This window comes from Pseudomonas sp. ES3-33, assembly GCF_000952175.1.
In the GTDB taxonomy this organism is placed as follows: domain Bacteria; phylum Pseudomonadota; class Gammaproteobacteria; order Pseudomonadales; family Pseudomonadaceae; genus Aquipseudomonas; species Aquipseudomonas gregormendelii.
In genome coordinates, this window is sequence record NZ_JZRI01000043.1 from 37,988 (window position 1) to 55,391 (window position 17,404).

Below are 17,404 nucleotides of genomic sequence, written 5' to 3' on the forward strand. Positions count from 1 at the left end.
GATCGCGGCCTGCGGCAGTTCCTGCAGGCGCTGCCGCAGGCTGCGATCGTTTGATCCTAATCTTTCCAGACCGAAGGATTCACCAGATTTGCCGGCCGCTCACCCGCCAAGGCGGCCAACAGATTGTCCACCGCACATCGAGCCATCGCCTCACGTGTCTCATGGGTCGCCGAGCCCATGTGCGGCGTTGCCACCACGTTATCCATCTGCAACAACGGCGAGTCCAGGTTCAGCGGCTCACGTTCAAACACATCCAGCCCCGCCGCGCGAATCCGCCCCGCACCCAATGCCTCGATCAACGCCGCTTCATCCACGACCTTGCCTCGGGAGATGTTGATGAAGATGCTTTGCGGGCGCATCAGGGCAAATTCCTCGGCGCCGATCAGTCGCTCGGTTTCAGCCGTCAGCGGCAGCGTCAGGCAGATGAAGTCCGCCTGTTGCAACAGCTCGCCCAGGCTGCGGTATTGCGCATTAAAACGCTGCTCTACCGCCGGTTTCGGCGAGTGGCTGTGGTAGATCACCGGCATGCCGAAACCGCAATGCCCACGCTGGGCCAGTGCCTCGCCGATGCGGCCCATGCCGATGATGCCCAGGGTTTTGCCGTGCACGTCGCTGCCAAAATGCGCGGGGCCGAGGTTACGACTCCATTGGCCTGCTCGAACCATGTTCGCCAGTTCCACTACGCGTCTGGCGGTCGCGAGAATCAACGCAAAACCGGTATCGGCGGTGGTTTCGGTGAGCACGTCTGGCGTGTTGCTCAGCAGGATGCGTCGCTCGGTCAGGTAGTCGATGTCGTAGTTGTCGACGCCCACCGAGACGCTGGCGATGGCTTCAAGGTCGGGCGCCAGATCCAGCAGCTCGGCATCCAGCTTCAGGCTGGCACCGAGCAAACCGTGGGCTCGGGGCAGGGCATCGCGCAATCGGGCGAGGCCATCGGCGTCGAGACTTTCAATCAGCGTCACTTCAGCCCGTTCGTGCAAACGAGCCATCAGCAGCGCCGAGAGTTTCTTGTATAGAACAACCTGCTTTTTCATTGTCGTCATCCAATCAGGAATGTGCGGCGGTGCGGGTTAATGCGACCGTGGGCCGCTCCCGGTCACTGGCGCCGGGCTTGAGGAAAATAGTCAGCACCACCGAGAGCATCAGCGCGCCGCTCATCAACAGGTAGGAAGCGCCGGGTGAACCCGTGGAACTGTTCAGATAGCCGACCAGGTAGGAACCGCCGAACGAACCGAGAGCACCCATGCTGTTGATCAGCGCCATCGCGCCGCCCGCCACGTTAGCCGGGAGGATTTCCGGGATGATCGCGAAGAATGGTCCGTAAGGCGCGTACATGCAGGCACCGGCAATCACCAGCAAGGTGTAGGACCACCAGAAATGTTCGGCGCCCAGGGCGTAGGATCCGTAGAAAGCGAACGAGGCGATCAGCAGTGGTGGCCAGACGAAGCGTTTACGTTTTTGCAGTTTGTCCGAGGCCCAGGACACCAGCAACATGCCGATGACGGCGGCCAGGTAGGGCAGCGCCGACAGCCAACCCGCTTCAATCATGTCCATTTGTGCACCGGCCTTGAGTATCGACGGCAGCCACAATACGAAGCCATAGACGCCGATGCTCCAGCAGAAGAACTGCAACGCGAGGATGATCACCCTTGGCGAGCGAAAGGCTTCGGCATAGTTTTTCACCGCCTTGATGCCGACTTGCTCGGCAGCCAAGGCGCTTTCCAGGTCGTGTTTTTCCTGGTCACTGAGCCATTTGGCCTGGGCCGGACGATCGTCGGCCAGGCGCCACCAGATGAAGGCCCACAGCACCGCAGGCAAGCCCTCGATGATGAACATCCAACGCCAGCTGTAGTGCTGGACCAGATACCCTGAGACCACCGACATCCACAGCATGGTCACCGGGTTGCCGAGGATCAGGAAGGTGTTGGCTCGCGAGCGTTCGGCGCGGGTGAACCAGTGGCACAGATAGATCAGCATCGCCGGCATCACCGCCGCCTCGACCACGCCGAGCATAAAGCGGATGACGATCAACCAATAGGCATTGGAGACGATTCCGGTCAGGGTCGCCAGGCCGCCCCAGAGGATCAGGCTGACGAAAATCAGTTTCTTCACGCTGTGTTTCTGCGCATAGATCGCCCCCGGCACCTGGAAGAAAAAGTAGCCGAGGAAGAACAGGGCGCCGAGCAGTGAGGACAGGCCCGGGGTAATCATCAGGTCGGCGGCCATGCCGGAGGCGGCGGCGAAGCCGTAATTGGCGCGATCCAGATACGCCAGACTGTAGGTGATGAACACGATGGGCATGATGTACCACCAGCGGCGGGCGGCGAGGGTTGCGGTTTTCATGGTGGTGCTCCTGAGCTTGTTGTTTTTGTCGCAGCAGGTAACGAATTCGAAATCTTCAGTGAATGGTCAGGCCTTATCGCGAGCAGGCTCGCTCCCACAGGGCATTTGGGTTGGAACCCGATCTTGTGTGGGAGCGAGCCCGCTTGCGTTGGCGGCCTCTAACTCAGCGCTCATCTCGGCCCGGGTAGGCAACCCCTCCATATCCCCCCGACTCTGCACCGCCCGGCTGCCAACCCAGTTGGCCCGCTTCACGGCCTCGGCAAAGCTGTGGTTTTCCAGCAAGGCGCTGATCATGCCCACAGCAAAGCCGTCACCGGCACCCACCGTGTCGACCACTGCCTGCACCGGCACGCCGGCGACAAAACCCTGATCCTGATGAGTTCGGTAATAGGCACCGTGCGGGCCCAGCTTGATCGCCACAGCCTCTACACCCTGGTCGAGGTAAAAAGCAGCGATATCGGCAGGGTCTTCGAAGCCGGTCAGCAACTGGCCTTCGCTCAAGCCCGGCAGCACCCAATGGGCGAGGGCTGCCAGGCGGTTGGTTTCGGTGACCATCTGTTGCGTGCTGGCCCACAGGCTCGGCCGCAGATTGGGGTCGAACGATACGCTGCGTCCTGCATCGCGCATGCGTGTCATCAATTCCAGCGACAGTTGCCGTGCGCTTGCCGACAGGGCCGCAGGAATACCGGTGGCGTGCAGGTGCCGGGCGTTCAGCAATTGGGGGACAATTGACTGCGGGGACAGGTGACTGGCGGCCGAACCACGGCGGAAATACTCCACTACCGGATCGCTGCCGTCCTCGGTGCGGGACTTGAGCTGGAATCCAGTTGGGTGCGCGGTATCAATGTCGACATGACGGCAGTCCAGTCCTTCCTTTTCAAGCGTGTCGATCACGAACCTGCCAAGTGAATCGGCACCGACCCTGCTAAGCCAGGCCACTTTGAATCCAAGCCGCGACAGGCCGATGGCGACGTTGCTGTCAGCCCCGGCGATGCGCTTGTGGAACCGGGTGATGCTGGCCAGGTCTCCGGGCTCTTCGGCGACAAACATCGCCATGGTCTCGCCAAACGACAGGATATCGATCTCAGACATGAGCGCTCTCCAGTCGCGATTGACCCAGGCGGGCGAGGGCGGCGACGTGTTCGCCGGTAAGTTGCGCGAGGTCGTCGCCCTGCAGTGGATACTCCACCGCCCGCATGACGCCTTGGGGCATGTGGCGCAGCAGTTGTTCCCATTGCTGCAGATCTGTTGCGGCGGGCGGTGTGGCAATCAGTTTGCCATCGGCCCGGCGCGTCACGGCCTTGCAGTGCACATAGCCGACGTGACGACCGAGCATTCGAGCGGCGCTTGCGGCGCACTGGTCCTGCCAGTGCCAGTTGCCGATATCGAAGGTCATTCTGATGGGCAGTTGGTGTTGCTCCACTTCGCCGAAAAAGCGCTGAAAGGGTTCGATGCGGCCACCGTGCAGGGTCTGGTCGTTTTCTACCAGCAGTTGCACGCCGCAGTGGCCCAGGGTACGGGCCAGACCTTGCAGGTCATTGTTATCAGTGAAATAACCCAGCGAGACTTTCAGCCATTTGGCTCCAAAGGCCTGGGCGCTGTGCAGGGCTGCCGTCAAAGCGGGATTAGGGTTTGAATGGCCCGCCAGCCATAGCTCCATGGGTGAGGAGTAGATGCTTTCCAGGCCATGGTTGGAGGTGGCTTGGGCCAGTTGCGTGGCGTGTTCGTGGGTCAGCAATTCCTCACGCCATTCAATGAGGGAAGCACCGGCGGCGGCGAGGATTTCGATGAAACTGCCTTGGCCTCGCTGGCGTACCAGTTCGGCGCCGTAGCTGGAAAGGCTGATGGAGACGGGTGATTTTTTCATTGTTATTTACCTCTGAAACCGGTTTCATTTTTGTACAAAAAAATAGTTTCTGGTGGGTGTTGCTGCAGGCTCCATCACCGGGAACTCCCGAGCGTCGAGCCCCGCACGATCAACTGCGCCGAAAAATCCAGCGTTCGAACCGGCCCAGCCTGCCCACGCAGTCGCTTGAGCAGGCACTCGAATGCACTTGCTCCAATTTGCGCGGTCGGCTGCGCAAGGGCGGTAATGCCACTGCCCACCAGCGGGTACCAATCCAGGTCGTCCAGGGCAATCAAGCCCACATTCGCAAACAGATCGCACTGCAGTTCCCGCAGTGCGTGGGTGCTGGCCAGTGCCGCAATGCCGTTGGCGCAGAAGAGCGCTTTCGGGCCGGGGCCAGGAGCGTCCAGGAAAGCCTTGAGATGAGCCGTGAGTTGGCTGCCGGTTTCGATAATTGCGCCTCGCAGTGAAGGCCGCTGGGCGACCTGCGATTTGAAACTGCTGACGCGCTCGATACGCGAACTGGTGCCGTCATATGGCTCGGTCACCAACAGTACATCGCGATAGCCCTGAGCTTCGAGGTGCTCGATGGCCATCTCGACCGCCTTCGAGTTATCCAGCCCGACCATGTCGCTTTCCAGGTGCTCGACCTTGCGATCCACCAGCACCAGGGGCATTTCCCGATGCAGTTCGTGCAATTCGTCGCGGTGATGGCCCAGGGTGTTAACGATCAAGCCTTCGATGTTGTACGAACGTAACAGGGCAAGGTGTTGGCGCTCCTGTTCGTCATCGCGATCGGTATTGCACACCACCAGGCTGTAGCCGTGCTGACGGCAGGCGGTTTCCACCCCGTGCATCACGGCAATCGAATAAGGGTTGCGGATGTCGGCCACCAGCATGCCGATGAGGCGCGTGCGTCCGCGCTTCAAGCCACGGGCCATCTGGTTTGGGCGGTAGCCCAGCTCGGCAATCGACTGCTCGATGCGCAACGCAATGGCATCGGAGAGCAAGCCGCGGTCTTCGCCAATGAATCGCGACACACTGGCCTTGGAAACCCTGGCGTGTTCAGCGACATCAAGCATGGTCACGCGGCTGCGCTGGGCGGCGGAAAAGTCGTTCACGGGTTGAAACCTTGTTATTGGATTTATAAGGCTGGCGCTTGGCGCTGAAACCGGTTTCAGGAAACACCAGGAATATGCCCTGCGTCAAGCCCCGGGCAAAATGTTCGTCGCCTTTTACCCAAACAATCCCGCCGCGATATTGATCGAAAAGCCCAATATCGCCGTATTAAATACAAATCCGACCAACGACTGCGCCAGCACGATCTTGCGCATATCGCGGGTGGCGACACCCACATCGGCGGTCTGCACCGCCACGCCGATGGTGAACGAGAAGTACAGGAAATCCCAATAGTTGGGCGTGGTCAGGCCCTCGGCGAATCGCAGTGCCGGGTCCTTGCCGCGCCAGGTGTAGAACAGGCGCGCGTAATGCACGCTGAATATCACGCCGATCAGCAGCCATGAGCCAATCACGGTCAGCGCAGTGAAGCCGTAGTGCAGCAGTCTGGTCGTGGTGTCCAGTTGCTTGCTGCCAGCCAGTTCGAAGGCGATGGTGGCCAGGCTGGCGATGGCGGCGATGCACACCACGAGCAGCACCAGACCGGCGTTTTCGTCTTCGACTTCAGCGATGCGCTTTACGTCAGGCGCTTTGGCGCGAGCGGTGAGCCAGAGCATCAGCACCAGGTAAGTCCAGACCCCGGCATTCCAGCCAAAGAGAATTTTGCTGATGATCGAATCGGCGGGAGCCAGGATGCCCACCGCAATGCCAAGGGTGGCGGCGGCGGACAGGCGCGGGTGGGTGCGGGCGAGGAAGGGCATAGCGGCTCACTGTAACAGGACGTCAGTGCACCATAGCGCGGTCCTGTTGCAGGAGCGAGCTTGCTCGCGATGGTCGTTAACGATGACGCTGGGAGCCTGACACCCAGCAGCGTTCTTGCGTTCATCGCGAGCAAGCTCGCTCCTACAACGGGGGGCGGCTATAGGTCCTTATGGCGCTTGCGCACCAGCTTCATCACCACCACAAAAAACACCGGCACAAACAACACCGCCAGGGTCGCGGTGATCATGCCGCCGATGACTCCGGTGCCGATCGCTTGCTGGCTGGCCGAGCTGGCGCCGGTGGCGATGGCCAACGGCACGACGCCGAGGATGAACGCCAGGGAGGTCATCACGATCGGCCGCAATCGCAGGCGTGCGGCTTGCAGGGTCGCGTCGATCAGGTCGTGACCTTCGTCATACAGGCTCTTGGCGAACTCGATGATCAGGATCGCGTTCTTCGCCGACAGGCCGATGATAGTGATCAACCCGACCTTGAAAAACACGTCGTTAGGCATTCCGCGCAACGTCACGGCCAGTACCGCGCCCAGCACGCCGAGCGGTACGACCAGGAGCACTGAAGTCGGAATCGACCAGCTCTCGTACAAGGCCGCCAGGCACAGGAACACGATCAGCAAGGACAATCCTAAAAGGATCGGCGCCTGGCTTCCGGACAGCCGTTCCTGCAGCGACAAGCCGGTCCATTCCTGGCCCAAACCCGCAGGTCCCAGCGCTACCAGGCGCTCGATCTCGGCCATGGCTTCGCCGGTGCTGTGCCCCGGCTTCGGTTCACCGGAAATGCTGATCGCCGGGTAGCCGTTGTAACGGGTCAGTTGCGCCGGGCCCTGTGTCCATTTGGCCTCGACGAAGGCCGACAGCGGCACCATTTTTCCGGCGTTGTTGCGCACGTGCATTTGCAACAGGTCCGCCACCTGGCTGCGCTGATCGCCTTCGGCCTGGACCACCACCCGTTGCATGCGCCCCTGATTGGGGAAATCGTTGACGTAGCTGGAGCCGACGGCGGTGGACAATACATTGCCGATTTCGGCGAACGACACGCCCAGGGCGTTGGCCTGCTTGCGGTCGACGATCAATTGAACCTGCGGTGCCTCGGCCAGGGTGCTTTCGCGCACGTTCATCAGGATTGGGCTTTTCTCTGCTGCCTCCAGCAACTCGGTGCGTGCCTGCATCAGCGTGGCATGACCGAGGCCGCCACGATCCTGCAGGCGGAACTCGAAACCACTGGAAGTGCCCAGGCCATCCACCGGTGGGGGCAGCACCGAGAACGCCACGGCGTCCTTGATCTGGCTCAGGGCGATGTTGGCCCGGTCGGCAATCGAGCTCGCCGAATCGTCGCTGCCGCGTTCGGACCAGTCTTTCAACGTGGTGAATGCCAGCGCCGCGTTCTGCCCGCTGCCGGAAAAACTGAAGCCGAGGATCACCGTACTGTCGCCCACTCCGGGCTCCTTGGCGTTATGCGCTTCGATCTGCTCGACCACTGCGACTGTACGGTTCTTGCTCGCACCCGGCGGCAGTTGTACGTCGGTGATGGTGTAGCCCTGGTCCTCCACCGGGAGGAACGAGGAGGGCAGGCGTACGAAGCAAATACCCAGGGCGATCAGCAGCACGCCGTAGATCAGCAGATAGCGCCCTGTACGTTTGAGCGCGTAAGCGACCCAGGCTTGATAACGTTCGGTCAGTTGCTCGAAACGTCGATTGAACCAGCCGAAGAAACCGCGCTTTTCATGATGCTCACCCTTGGCGATCGGCTTGAGCAAGGTCGCGCACAGGGCCGGGGTCAAGGTCAGGGCGAGGAACGCCGAGAACAGGATCGAGGTGGCCATCGACAGGGAGAACTGCCGGTAGATCACCCCGACCGAGCCCTGCATGAACGCCATCGGAATGAACACGGCCACCAGCACCAGGGTGATGCCGATGATCGCCCCGGTGATCTGCTGCATCGCCTTGCGCGTCGCTTCCTTGGGCGACAGGCCCTCGGTGACCATGATGCGCTCGACGTTCTCCACCACTACGATGGCGTCATCCACCAGTATGCCGATGGCCAGCACCATGCCGAACATGGTTAGCACGTTGATCGAGAAGCCCAAAGCCAACATGGTGGCGAAGGTACCCATCAGTGCGACCGGCACTACCAGGGTCGGGATCAGCGTGTAGCGAATGTTCTGCAGGAACAGGAACATCACCGCAAACACCAGCACCATGGCTTCGACCAGGGTGTAGACGACCTTGGTGATCGAGACCTTGACGAAGGGTGAGGTGTCGTAAGGGATCTTGTATTCAACGCCTGCCGGGAAATACCGCGCCAGCTCATCCATCTTGGCCCGCACCAGGGTCGCGGTTTTCAGGGCGTTGGCGCTCGGCGCCAGCTGCACGCTGACGGCGGTCGACGGCTTGCCGTTCAGGCGGGTGCCGAACTGGTATTCCTGGCTGCCGATTTCCACCCGGGCGACATCACCGATGCGCACGGTGGAGCCGTCGGGATTGGCCTTGAGCACGATGTCGGCGAATTCTTCCGGGGTCGAGAGCTGGCCTTTGACCAGAATGGTCGCAGTGATTTCCTGGGTGCTGCGGGTTGGCAAGTCGCCAATGCTGCCGGCCGAGACCTGGGCATTCTGTGCAACGATGGCAGCGTTGACGTCAGCTGGGGTCAGGTTGAAACCGATCAGCTTCTGCGGGTCGATCCAGATACGCATGGCTCGCTCGGAACCGTATAACTGCGCCTTGCCGACGCCGTCCAGGCGCTTGATTTCGTTCATCACGTTGCGCGCCAGGTAATCGCTGAGCGCAGTCTGGTCGAGCTTGCCGTCGCTGGAGGTCAGGGTGATCAACAGCAAAAAGCCGGAGGACACTTTTTCTACCTGCAAACCCTGCTGGTTCACTGCCTGGGGCAGTCGCGACTCGACCACTTTCAAGCGGTTCTGCACGTCGACCTGGGCCAGCTCCGGGTTGGTGCCGGGCTGGAAAGTGGCCTTGATCGTCGCACTGCCCAAGTTGCTCTGGGACTCGAAATACAGCAGATTGTCAGCGCCGTTGAGCTCTTCCTCGATCAGGCTGACCACGCTCTCGTCGATGGTCTGCGCCGATGCTCCGGGGTAAACGGCATAGATTTCCACCTGCGGCGGCGCGACATCCGGGTACTGCGCCACCGGCAACTGCGGGATGGCCAGGGCGCCCGCCAGCAGAATGAACAGGGCGACTACCCAGGCAAAAATCGGGCGATCGATAAAGAACTGCGGCATAAAAAAGCGTCCTGCTTACTGGCCAGAAACCTGGGCAAGTGGAAGAGGGGTGTCGTCGATCTGGACTTTCTCACCGGTACGGGCGTGCTGCAGGCCTTCGATGACGATGCGGTCGCCCGGCTTCAGGCCACCGGTGACGATCCAGCGATCGTTCTGCACGGCCCCCAGTTCAACCGGCTGCTGGCCGACGCGCTGTTCGCCATCGAGCAACAACACCTGGGCCACGCCGGCGCTGTCGCGCTGGATGGCCCGCTGCGGCACGCTGATGCCCTGCTGGTCGATGGCCTGTTCCAGGCGCACCCGCACGAAACTACCGGGCAACAAATCGAGATCCGGGTTGGGGAATTCGCTGCGCAGGGTGATCTGGCCGGTGCCCGGGTCCACCGTGATATCGGTGAACAGAAGCTTGCCCGGCAGCGGGTAGAGGCTGCCGTCGTCCTGGATCAGCGTAGCCTTGGCCTGGCCCTGACCTACCTGCTGCAACTGACCGGAGCGAAACGCGCGGCGCAGGTCGTTGAGCTCGCGGGTCGATTGCGTCAGGTCGGCATGGATCGGGTTGAGCTGCTGGATCAATGCCAGGGGCGTGGTTTCGTTCTGCCCCACCAGGGCGCCTTCCGTGACCAGGGCGCGGCCGATGCGACCGGAAATCGGTGCAGTGACTGTGGCGTAGCCGAGGTTGAGGCGGGCGCGCTCGACCGCGGCCTTGTTGCCGGCGACGTCGGCAGCAGTTTGTCGCACGGCGGCCCTGGCGTTGTCGTAATCCTGGCCGCTGATAGCGTTGCCATCCACCAGCTGGGCGTAGCGCTGCTCCTGCAAGCGCGCCTGGAACGCGTTGGCCTCGACCTTGCGCAGCGCAGCCTCGGCGCTATCGAGGTCAGCCTTGAACGGCGCCGGGTCGATACGAAACAGTACGTCCCCCTGCTTGACGTCGCTGCCTTCGCGAAAGGTCCGTTGCAACACCACGCCAGGGACCCGGGCGCGGACTTCGGCCATGCGCGGCGCGGCAATCCGCCCGCTCAGTTCGCTGGTAATCGACAGTGGCCGCGCCTCGATGGTTTCAATGCGCACGGTAGCCAGTGGCGCCGTCTCTTCGGCGATCGACGACTTGTCACAGGCGCACAGCGTCAGCGCAAGTGCAATCAGACTGAGCCTGGCGAGCAGTTTCTTTGACATGTATTACCCCAATAGTGACCCCCCGGCATCCTACGGGGAGGGGGCGAGAGTAGCGGTGAAGCTTTGTACGTGCAGTGTGAAATTGTGTAAGGGTTTTACTCAGGAGTGGGTGATGGCGTATATCCTGCAGGCCTTGATTCCTATTGCGTCTGTCATGCCGCTTTCGCGAGCAAGCCCGCTCCCGCAGTGGATCTGTGGTGTACACAGGATTTGTGTCCAACGAGAATCCCTGGGAGCAAGGCTTGCCCGCGATCGCAATCTCACAGTCGCCATCGCACTTTCTGGAAACACCCCATGCCCAACATCCTCCTGGTCGAAGACGACACCGCGCTCGCCGAGCTGATTGCCAGCTATCTGGAACGTAATGGCTACTCCGTCAGCGTGATCAGCCGTGGTGATCATGTGCGCGAGCGCGCGCGGCTCAATCCGCCGGATCTGGTGATCCTTGACCTGATGCTGCCGGGGCTCGATGGCTTGCAGGTCTGCCGCCTGCTGCGCGCCGACTCGGCGACCTTGCCGATCCTGATGCTCACCGCCCGGGACGACAGCCACGACCAGGTCCTGGGCCTGGAAATGGGCGCCGACGATTATGTCACCAAGCCCTGCGAGCCCCGGGTGCTGCTGGCCCGGGTGCGCACGCTGTTGCGCCGCAGCAGCCTGGGCGAGCCGCAGACCGCCAACGACCGGATCCTCATGGGCAACCTGTGCATCGACCTGTCCGAGCGCACCGTGACCTGGCGTGGGCAACTCGTGGAACTGTCCAGCGGCGAGTACAACCTGCTGGTGGTACTGGCCCGGCACGCGGGCGAAGTGTTGAGCCGCGACCAGATCCTGCAACGTCTGCGTGGCATCGAGTTCAACGGCACCGACCGTTCGGTGGACGTGGCGATTTCCAAGCTGCGGCGCAAGTTCGACGACACCGCCGCCGAGGCGCGCAAGATCAAGACGGTGTGGGGCAAGGGCTACCTGTTCAGCCGCTCCGAGTGGGAATGCTGAAGCCATGTTCAGAATCCTGTTCCGCCTGTACCTGGTCACGATCGTCTCCTACAGCGCGGCGATTTACCTGGTACCGGACCTGGTGATCAAGCTGTTTCACGAGCGCTTTGTCAGCTACAACCTCGACTATTCCCGCGGCCTGCAAAGCCTGATCGTCAAGCAGTTTCATGGCGTGCCGCAGGAGCAGTGGCCTGGCCTGGCCGAGCAGATGGACAAGGAGTTCGCGCCGCTGCACATCGTACTGTCACCCATCGACGACGCTGATTTCTCTCCGGCGGAGCGCCAACGCCTGCAGCGCGGCGAGAAGGTTGTGCGCATCGGTGACTGGGGCTGGCGCACCCTGGCGGTGGCGCCTCTGAACGAGCAAACCGTGGTCAAGATGGTGGTGCCGCCGGATCCGCTGGACGTCAACCTGTTGTACTGGAGCATTAACCTCCTGATAGGCGCGACCATGCTCGCCTGCCTGTTACTGTGGCTGCGCGCGCACTGGCGTGATCTGGAGCGCCTCAAGGGTACCGCCGAACGTTTCGGCAAAGGACAACTGAGTGAGCGCACGAATATTTCGCCGCGCTCCAACATCGGCAGCCTGGCGAACGTGTTTGACACCATGGCCAGTGACATCGAAAGCCTGCTCAACCAGCAGCGAGACCTGCTCAATGCCGTCTCTCACGAACTGCGCACGCCCCTCACACGCCTGGATTTCGGCCTGGCGCTGGCACTCTCCGATGATTTGCCAGCGGCCACTCGCGAGCGCTTGCAAGGCTTGGTGGCACACATTCGCGAACTGGATGAACTGGTGCTGGAGTTGCTGTCCTACAGCCGCCTGCAAAATCCTGCGCGTCTGCCTGAGCAAGTCGAGGTCTCGCTGGATGAGTTCATCGACAGCGTGCTGGGCAGTGTCGACGAAGAGCTGGAGTCGCCGGACATCGTCATCGACGTGTGGCTGCATGGCCAGCTTGAGCGCTTCAGCCTCGACCCACGCCTCACCGCGCGGGCGCTGCAGAACCTATTGCGCAATGCCATGCGCTATTGCGAGAAACGTATCCAGGTCAGCGTGCAGGTGCTGGCGCACGGTTGCGAGATCTGGGTGGATGACGACGGGATCGGAATCCCTGACGACGAACGTGAGCGAATTTTCGAACCCTTCTACCGGCTTGATCGCAGCCGCGATCGCGCCACCGGAGGCTTTGGGCTGGGCCTGGCCATCAGCCGTCGAGCCCTGGAGGCCCAAAGCGGCACACTTACGGTGGAGGCTTCGCCCCTGGGCGGCGCCCGGTTCAGGTTGTGGTTGCCGAACGTAGCATGATATGGACGAACGGCCCCGCCAAGGGCCAGGGCCTGGTGCTGATTCAGCCTGCGGCGTCGCTGCCGTTTCAGGTTTTCGATGAGGCGTTGATCGCCTCGGCCAGATCCTGATAGGCCTCGCAGCGGGTGTCGCCGCAGATGGACTTGATGTGCTGCAACTGTTCCTGTGCCAGGTCCAGTCGGCCCTTGATCACATAGGCTTCGCCGAGGTATTCGCGGACCTGTGCATACTGCGGGTCAAGTTTGACCGACTGCAGGTAATAGCCGATGCCTTCGTCGGTGCGCCCCAGTTTGCGCGTGGCGTACCCGCGATAGTTCAGTGCCTTGGCGGTGTTGGGTTGTTTCAGCGTGTCGAGCAGCGCCAGGGCTTCTTCGTAGCGACCATCCTTGGCCAGGCGATAGGCGTAAGTGGTGCGGTCGGCGTCAGGCAGCAGGCTGCTGTCCTGCATCAGGCATTTTTGCTGCTTGCTGTCCCAGACCTGGCCTTTGGGACAATTGGGCTTGGCCGGCTCCTCGTCTTCGTCAGCGTTGGCGAAGGCAAGGGAGCTGGATAGCGCAGCGGCCAGCAGCAGGGGGGAGCACCAGGCAAGACGAGTATTCATTAGCCAATCCTCAGGGGTGATACTTAAAGAACATCGCCGCGCCGGCAAATGTTCATTTCTTTGCAGCGCTCCCTGTAAGCAAAGCTCAAATGATGGTGTCCTGCCTGACTGCTGATCAGGTCAGCAGGCGGATCGGTGCTCCCGTTGCCCAGGCCTGGATGTCTTCAATCATCTGAGAAAAGAACAGCTGATAGTTCTGCTGGCTCACGTAGCCCACATGCGGTGTTGCCAACACAGTGTCGAGTGTTCGGAACGGGTGATGGGCTGGCAAGGGTTCTTGTTCGAACACATCCAGGGCCGCGCCGCCCAATTGCTGTTTTTGCAACGCCTTGATCAGCGCCGCCTCGTCCACGATCGGTCCGCGTGCGGTATTGACCAGCAGCGAGTGGGGCTGCATCCACCCCAGCGCCTCGGCGTCCACCAGCCCACGGCTGCGCTCGCTGAGTACCAGATGCACCGACAGTACGTCGGCCTGCTCGAACAACTGCTGCTTGCTGACATGAGTCACGCCGACGGCCGCCGCTCGCTCGGGGGTCAGGTTTTCGCTCCAGGCGATCACCCGCATGCCGAAGGCCTGGCCGAAACCGGCGACTTTCTGGCCGATGCTGCCGAGGCCCAGAATGCCCAAGGTCTTGCCGTGCAGATCGCCCCCCAGGCCTTGCTGCCAGTGGCCGGCCCGCAGGGCGTTGGCTTCGGCGAGCAGATTGCGCGTGGCCGCCATGATCAACGCCCAGGTCAACTCCGGTGCGGCGTGCTTGTAACTGTCGCTGCCGCAGACCTGAATTCCCAGGGCTGCCGCGGCCTTGAGGTCCAGGGCCGCATTGCGCATGCCCCCGGTCACCAGCAGCTTGAGGTTGGGCAGGCGGCGCAGCAGGTCTTCATCGAAGCGCGTGCGCTCACGCATCACGCAGATCACCTGGAAGGCCTGCAGGCGCTGAGCGAGGGTGGCGTTATCGGCCGGGAAGTCGTGAAGGAAACTCACCAGGCCAATGGCGTCCAGTGCTGTCCAGTCCACCACGTCGCGCGCCACGTCCTGCCAGTCATCGAGCACCGCAATCTGCACAGCCATTGGCCTTACCTCATCAAGGAACGGAGTTGGTCTTGCTTAACCAGGCGAGCAAGGCCTGATGAAATTTTTCCGGTTCTTCCATTTGCGGTGCATGGCCCATGCCGGGGAATTCCACCAGGGTCGACTGTGGAATCAGTTTGGCCACTTCTTTGCCCAGCACTTCGTAATGGCCGATTTTCGCCTTGACCTGCGGCGGTGCGATGTCCTTGCCGATGGCCGTGGTATCGGACGTGCCTATCAGCAACAGGGTGGGCACCTTAAGGTCCTTGAATTCGTAGTACACCGGCTGGGTGAAGATCATGTCGTAGATCAGCGCCGAATTCCACGCCACCTGGGTCTTGCCCGGCCCTTTGGCCAGGCCTGCATACATGTCGACCCAACGGTCGTATTCAGGCTTCCAGCGCCCGTCATAGTAGGTGCTGCGCTCGTAGTCGCGAATGCCTTGTGCGGTTACTTTCAGCTCACGCTCATACCATTGGTCCACGGTGCGATAGGGCACGCCGAGGGCTTTCCAGTCTTCAAGGCCAATGGGGTTCACCATGGCCAGTTGATCGACCTGTTCGGGGTATTGCAGCGCGTAGCGGGTGGCGAGCATGCCGCCGGTGGAATGCCCCAGCAGGGTCGCCTTCTGGATGCCCAGGGCCTTGAGCAGTTGCTGGGTATTGGTCGCCAGTTGCTGGAAGCTGTACTGATAATGTGCTGGCTTGCTTGAGGTGCAGAAGCCAATCTGGTCCGGTGCGATGACCCGGTACCCGGCTTTGCTCAGCGCCTTGATCGAGGTGTCCCAGGTCGCGCCGCAGAAGTTCTTGCCATGCATCAGCACCACGCTGCGGCCGTTGGACTTGCCTTCGGCGGCGACGTCCATGTAGCCCATCTGCAGGGATTCACCTTGGGACTCAAAGGCAAAATGCTTCACCGTGTAGGGGTACTCGAAGCCCTGCAATTGCGGGCCATATTCCGGACCTTCGGCGTAGGCAAGAGCCGGCAGCGCAGCGCTCAACAGCAGGCCGGGCAGCCAGCGGGAAAAGGCGAGGGACATGGGTGAACTCCTTGGTAATCGACCGATCCTGGGACGGCCTCATTAGGGCAACATTAAACAGGCAATACGCGGGGCCGATCGTTCAACCGGCCAAGCCCAGGGTCGCCACGGCCACTACACCGTAACGCGCGCCCTTGGCGAAAGTGACAATCAGCAGGAATCGGCCCAATGGCTCACGCATTACGCCAGCCACCAGGGTCAGCGGGTCGCCGATAATCGGCAGCCAACTGAGCAGCAGCGACCAATGGCCATAACGCTGGTAGTGCACCCGGGCTTTTTCCAGGTGTCGGGGGCTCACCGGAAACCAGCGACGATCACGAAAGCGCTCGATACCGCGCCCCAGCCACCAGTTCACCAATGACCCCAGGACGTTGCCCAGGGTCGCGACCGCCAGCAGCACCCAAAGCCAGTACTTGCCGCTGAGCAGCAAACTCACCAGCAGGGCTTCCGATTGCAACGGCAGCAAGGTGGCGGCGCCGAACGCGGCGAGGAAAAGCCCCAGGTAGGCGCCGACAATCACTTGGCCGGATAGTCCGCCACCACCACGTCAGCGCCAGCCTTGTTCAGGCCGATCACCTGATAGGCGTCGCTCATGCCGTCCATTTCCATTCCGGGCGAACCCATGGGCATGCCGGGGGCGGCCACGCCCAGCAAATCGTCGCGCTTGCTCAAGGCCAGCACCTGATCGGCCGGCACGTGGCCCTCGACAAATTTGCCATTGATGAGCCCGGTGTGGCAGGACGCCAGGCGTGGCGGCACGCCGTGTTTCTGTTTGAACGCGCTCATGTCGGCTTCAACATGGTCCTCGACCTTGAAACCATTGGCTTCCAGGTGGCTGATCCACTTTTTGCAGCAGCCGCAGTTGGCGTCACGATGGACCTCGATTGGGATGAGGTCGGCGGCCTGGGCCAGGGAAGAAATGAACAAGGCGCTCAAGGCAGCCAGTCGCAGGTGGGTTCGCATGGGGAGTCTCGTCTCGAATTGCGGCCGGAAACATTCATTTTGACCTTTTTCGACGGCCAGGCCTTCAATGAGTGTTTCCAAGTGCTACAAAATGCGCAGGAAGGATCAAGGCGGATCCATCCTGAGGCAAAACCTGGGGTGCAACTGCACCGCAAACCATCGGTGCCGGCTGGAATCGAGTCCTGTAACATGATGACCCGCCTGTACCCCGACAGGCAGGCGGCTATATTTTCACGTTCAGGAATTACCCATGACCCAGTCACAACGTTTGAAGTATTCGATTTTGATCTCGCTGGTAGTGCTGGCGATCATGTTTGGCTTGTCTTATCTGCAGAACACCGGCGTCATCGGCGAAAAAACCTTCCAGTACATCGCCATTGGCGTGGCGGTGCTGGTGGTGGTGATCAACGGCGTGATGCGTCGCAAGGTCAAGCCCTGAACGACGCACACCGGATGCTTATTCGCCGTGCAATGCGGCGAATGCCTGGGGATTGAGGCTGTAGCTCTTGTCCGGGTTGAGGTTGATAACCCCTTCGCTGCACAAGCGTTTCAACACTTCGCGCACGCTGAGAAAGGACAGGGGGATATCCAGGTCCAGCAGTTGGCTGTGCACCCCGCGCACGCCCAGGGAACGCTCCTGTTCGGCGGCGCTCAACAGGGCGTCGATGACTTTGAGGCGGATCAGGCTGGTGCGCAGGCCGAAGCTCTTGAGCAGGACCCTGATGCGTTCGTTGCCATGGCGATCGGTACGTTGATCGAAAACGCCGGCACCAATGGATGTTCCCATTGGCGCAATGCTACCGTCCGTTGGCAGTTGCGAGTTGTACATGCAAAAACTCCTTTTCCGAGCTTTGTCCGGTAAATGATGGGTGCTCTCATTTAATAAGACGGATGAGATGGCCAAATCATGAAGGCTCAAATGTAGAAATTTTGT

At 61.3% G+C, this 17,404-nt stretch carries 17 protein-coding genes; 3 read left to right on the forward strand and 14 right to left on the reverse strand.

What is annotated here, in order from left to right; translation table 11 throughout:
• Positions 1-56: 56 nt before the first annotated feature.
• The 8 genes from UB23_RS05530 to UB23_RS05565 all read right to left on the reverse strand — a co-directional run bounded on the left by UB23_RS05530 (position 57) and on the right by UB23_RS05565 (position 10,496).
• Positions 57-1,034: a 2-hydroxyacid dehydrogenase gene (locus UB23_RS05530; protein WP_045058323.1), complete on the reverse strand. Its 978-nt coding sequence runs from the start codon at positions 1,032-1,034 to the stop codon at positions 57-59.
• A gap of 13 nt (positions 1,035-1,047) precedes the next feature.
• Entirely contained in the window at positions 1,048-2,343 is a 1,296-nt protein-coding gene (locus UB23_RS05535) for an MFS transporter (protein WP_045058324.1), read from the reverse strand.
• A gap of 66 nt (positions 2,344-2,409) precedes the next feature.
• Positions 2,410-3,435 (reverse strand): sugar kinase, encoded by a 1,026-nt coding sequence (locus UB23_RS05540; protein ID WP_045058325.1) that lies wholly within the window; start codon positions 3,433-3,435, stop codon positions 2,410-2,412.
• The gene (locus UB23_RS05545) at positions 3,428-4,210 is read right to left on the reverse strand and encodes a sugar phosphate isomerase/epimerase family protein (RefSeq protein ID WP_045058326.1); all 783 of its coding nucleotides are present in this window, start codon (positions 4,208-4,210) and stop codon (positions 3,428-3,430) included. Before UB23_RS05545 ends, UB23_RS05540 begins: the two co-directional genes overlap by 8 nt.
• Before the next feature lie 74 nt (positions 4,211-4,284).
• Positions 4,285-5,310: a LacI family DNA-binding transcriptional regulator gene (locus UB23_RS05550; protein WP_045058327.1), complete on the reverse strand. Its 1,026-nt coding sequence runs from the start codon at positions 5,308-5,310 to the stop codon at positions 4,285-4,287.
• A gap of 114 nt (positions 5,311-5,424) precedes the next feature.
• Positions 5,425-6,066: a DUF1345 domain-containing protein gene (locus tag UB23_RS05555; RefSeq protein ID WP_045058328.1), complete on the reverse strand. Its 642-nt coding sequence runs from the start codon at positions 6,064-6,066 to the stop codon at positions 5,425-5,427.
• Between the two features lie 158 nt (positions 6,067-6,224).
• The gene (locus tag UB23_RS05560) at positions 6,225-9,323 is read right to left on the reverse strand and encodes an efflux RND transporter permease subunit (protein WP_045058329.1); all 3,099 of its coding nucleotides are present in this window, start codon (positions 9,321-9,323) and stop codon (positions 6,225-6,227) included.
• 15 nt (positions 9,324-9,338) lie between these two features.
• Positions 9,339-10,496 (reverse strand): efflux RND transporter periplasmic adaptor subunit, encoded by a 1,158-nt coding sequence (locus UB23_RS05565; protein ID WP_045058330.1) that lies wholly within the window; start codon positions 10,494-10,496, stop codon positions 9,339-9,341.
• Between the two features lie 294 nt (positions 10,497-10,790).
• On the opposite strand from UB23_RS05565, the gene UB23_RS05570 reads away from it, so the two are divergent.
• On the forward strand, positions 10,791-11,492 hold the full coding sequence (locus UB23_RS05570) for a response regulator transcription factor (protein ID WP_045058331.1): 702 nt from the start codon (positions 10,791-10,793) through the stop codon (positions 11,490-11,492).
• A 4-nt stretch (positions 11,493-11,496) separates the two neighbouring features.
• Positions 11,497-12,798: an ATP-binding protein gene (locus UB23_RS05575; protein ID WP_045058332.1), complete on the forward strand. Its 1,302-nt coding sequence runs from the start codon at positions 11,497-11,499 to the stop codon at positions 12,796-12,798.
• Between the two features lie 67 nt (positions 12,799-12,865).
• Here UB23_RS05575 and UB23_RS05580 read toward each other — a convergent pair whose 3' ends face one another.
• The 5 genes from UB23_RS05580 to UB23_RS05600 all read right to left on the reverse strand — a co-directional run bounded on the left by UB23_RS05580 (position 12,866) and on the right by UB23_RS05600 (position 16,470).
• Positions 12,866-13,399 (reverse strand): tetratricopeptide repeat protein, encoded by a 534-nt coding sequence (locus UB23_RS05580; RefSeq protein ID WP_045058333.1) that lies wholly within the window; start codon positions 13,397-13,399, stop codon positions 12,866-12,868.
• A gap of 115 nt (positions 13,400-13,514) precedes the next feature.
• A complete protein-coding gene (locus tag UB23_RS05585; RefSeq protein ID WP_045058334.1) occupies positions 13,515-14,468 on the reverse strand; it encodes a D-2-hydroxyacid dehydrogenase family protein in 954 nt (317 codons plus the stop codon).
• A gap of 13 nt (positions 14,469-14,481) precedes the next feature.
• The gene (locus UB23_RS05590) at positions 14,482-15,507 is read right to left on the reverse strand and encodes an alpha/beta fold hydrolase (protein ID WP_045058335.1); all 1,026 of its coding nucleotides are present in this window, start codon (positions 15,505-15,507) and stop codon (positions 14,482-14,484) included.
• A gap of 82 nt (positions 15,508-15,589) precedes the next feature.
• A complete protein-coding gene (locus UB23_RS05595) occupies positions 15,590-16,024 on the reverse strand; it encodes a YqaA family protein (RefSeq protein WP_045058352.1) in 435 nt (144 codons plus the stop codon).
• Positions 16,024-16,470, reverse strand: coding sequence for a DUF411 domain-containing protein (locus UB23_RS05600; RefSeq protein ID WP_045058336.1), 447 nt, complete (start codon positions 16,468-16,470; stop codon positions 16,024-16,026). The genes UB23_RS05595 and UB23_RS05600 overlap by 1 nt, the downstream gene beginning before the upstream one ends.
• A gap of 250 nt (positions 16,471-16,720) precedes the next feature.
• On the opposite strand from UB23_RS05600, the gene UB23_RS05605 reads away from it, so the two are divergent.
• A complete protein-coding gene (locus UB23_RS05605) occupies positions 16,721-16,909 on the forward strand; it encodes a hypothetical protein (protein WP_045058337.1) in 189 nt (62 codons plus the stop codon).
• An 18-nt stretch (positions 16,910-16,927) separates the two neighbouring features.
• Here the strand turns inward: UB23_RS05605 and UB23_RS05610 are convergent, their stop codons facing one another.
• Complete coding sequence (locus tag UB23_RS05610; protein WP_045058338.1) at positions 16,928-17,299, reverse strand: fe2+ zn2+ uptake regulation protein; 372 nt, start codon at positions 17,297-17,299, stop codon at positions 16,928-16,930.
• Between the last annotated feature and the right edge of the window lie 105 nt (positions 17,300-17,404).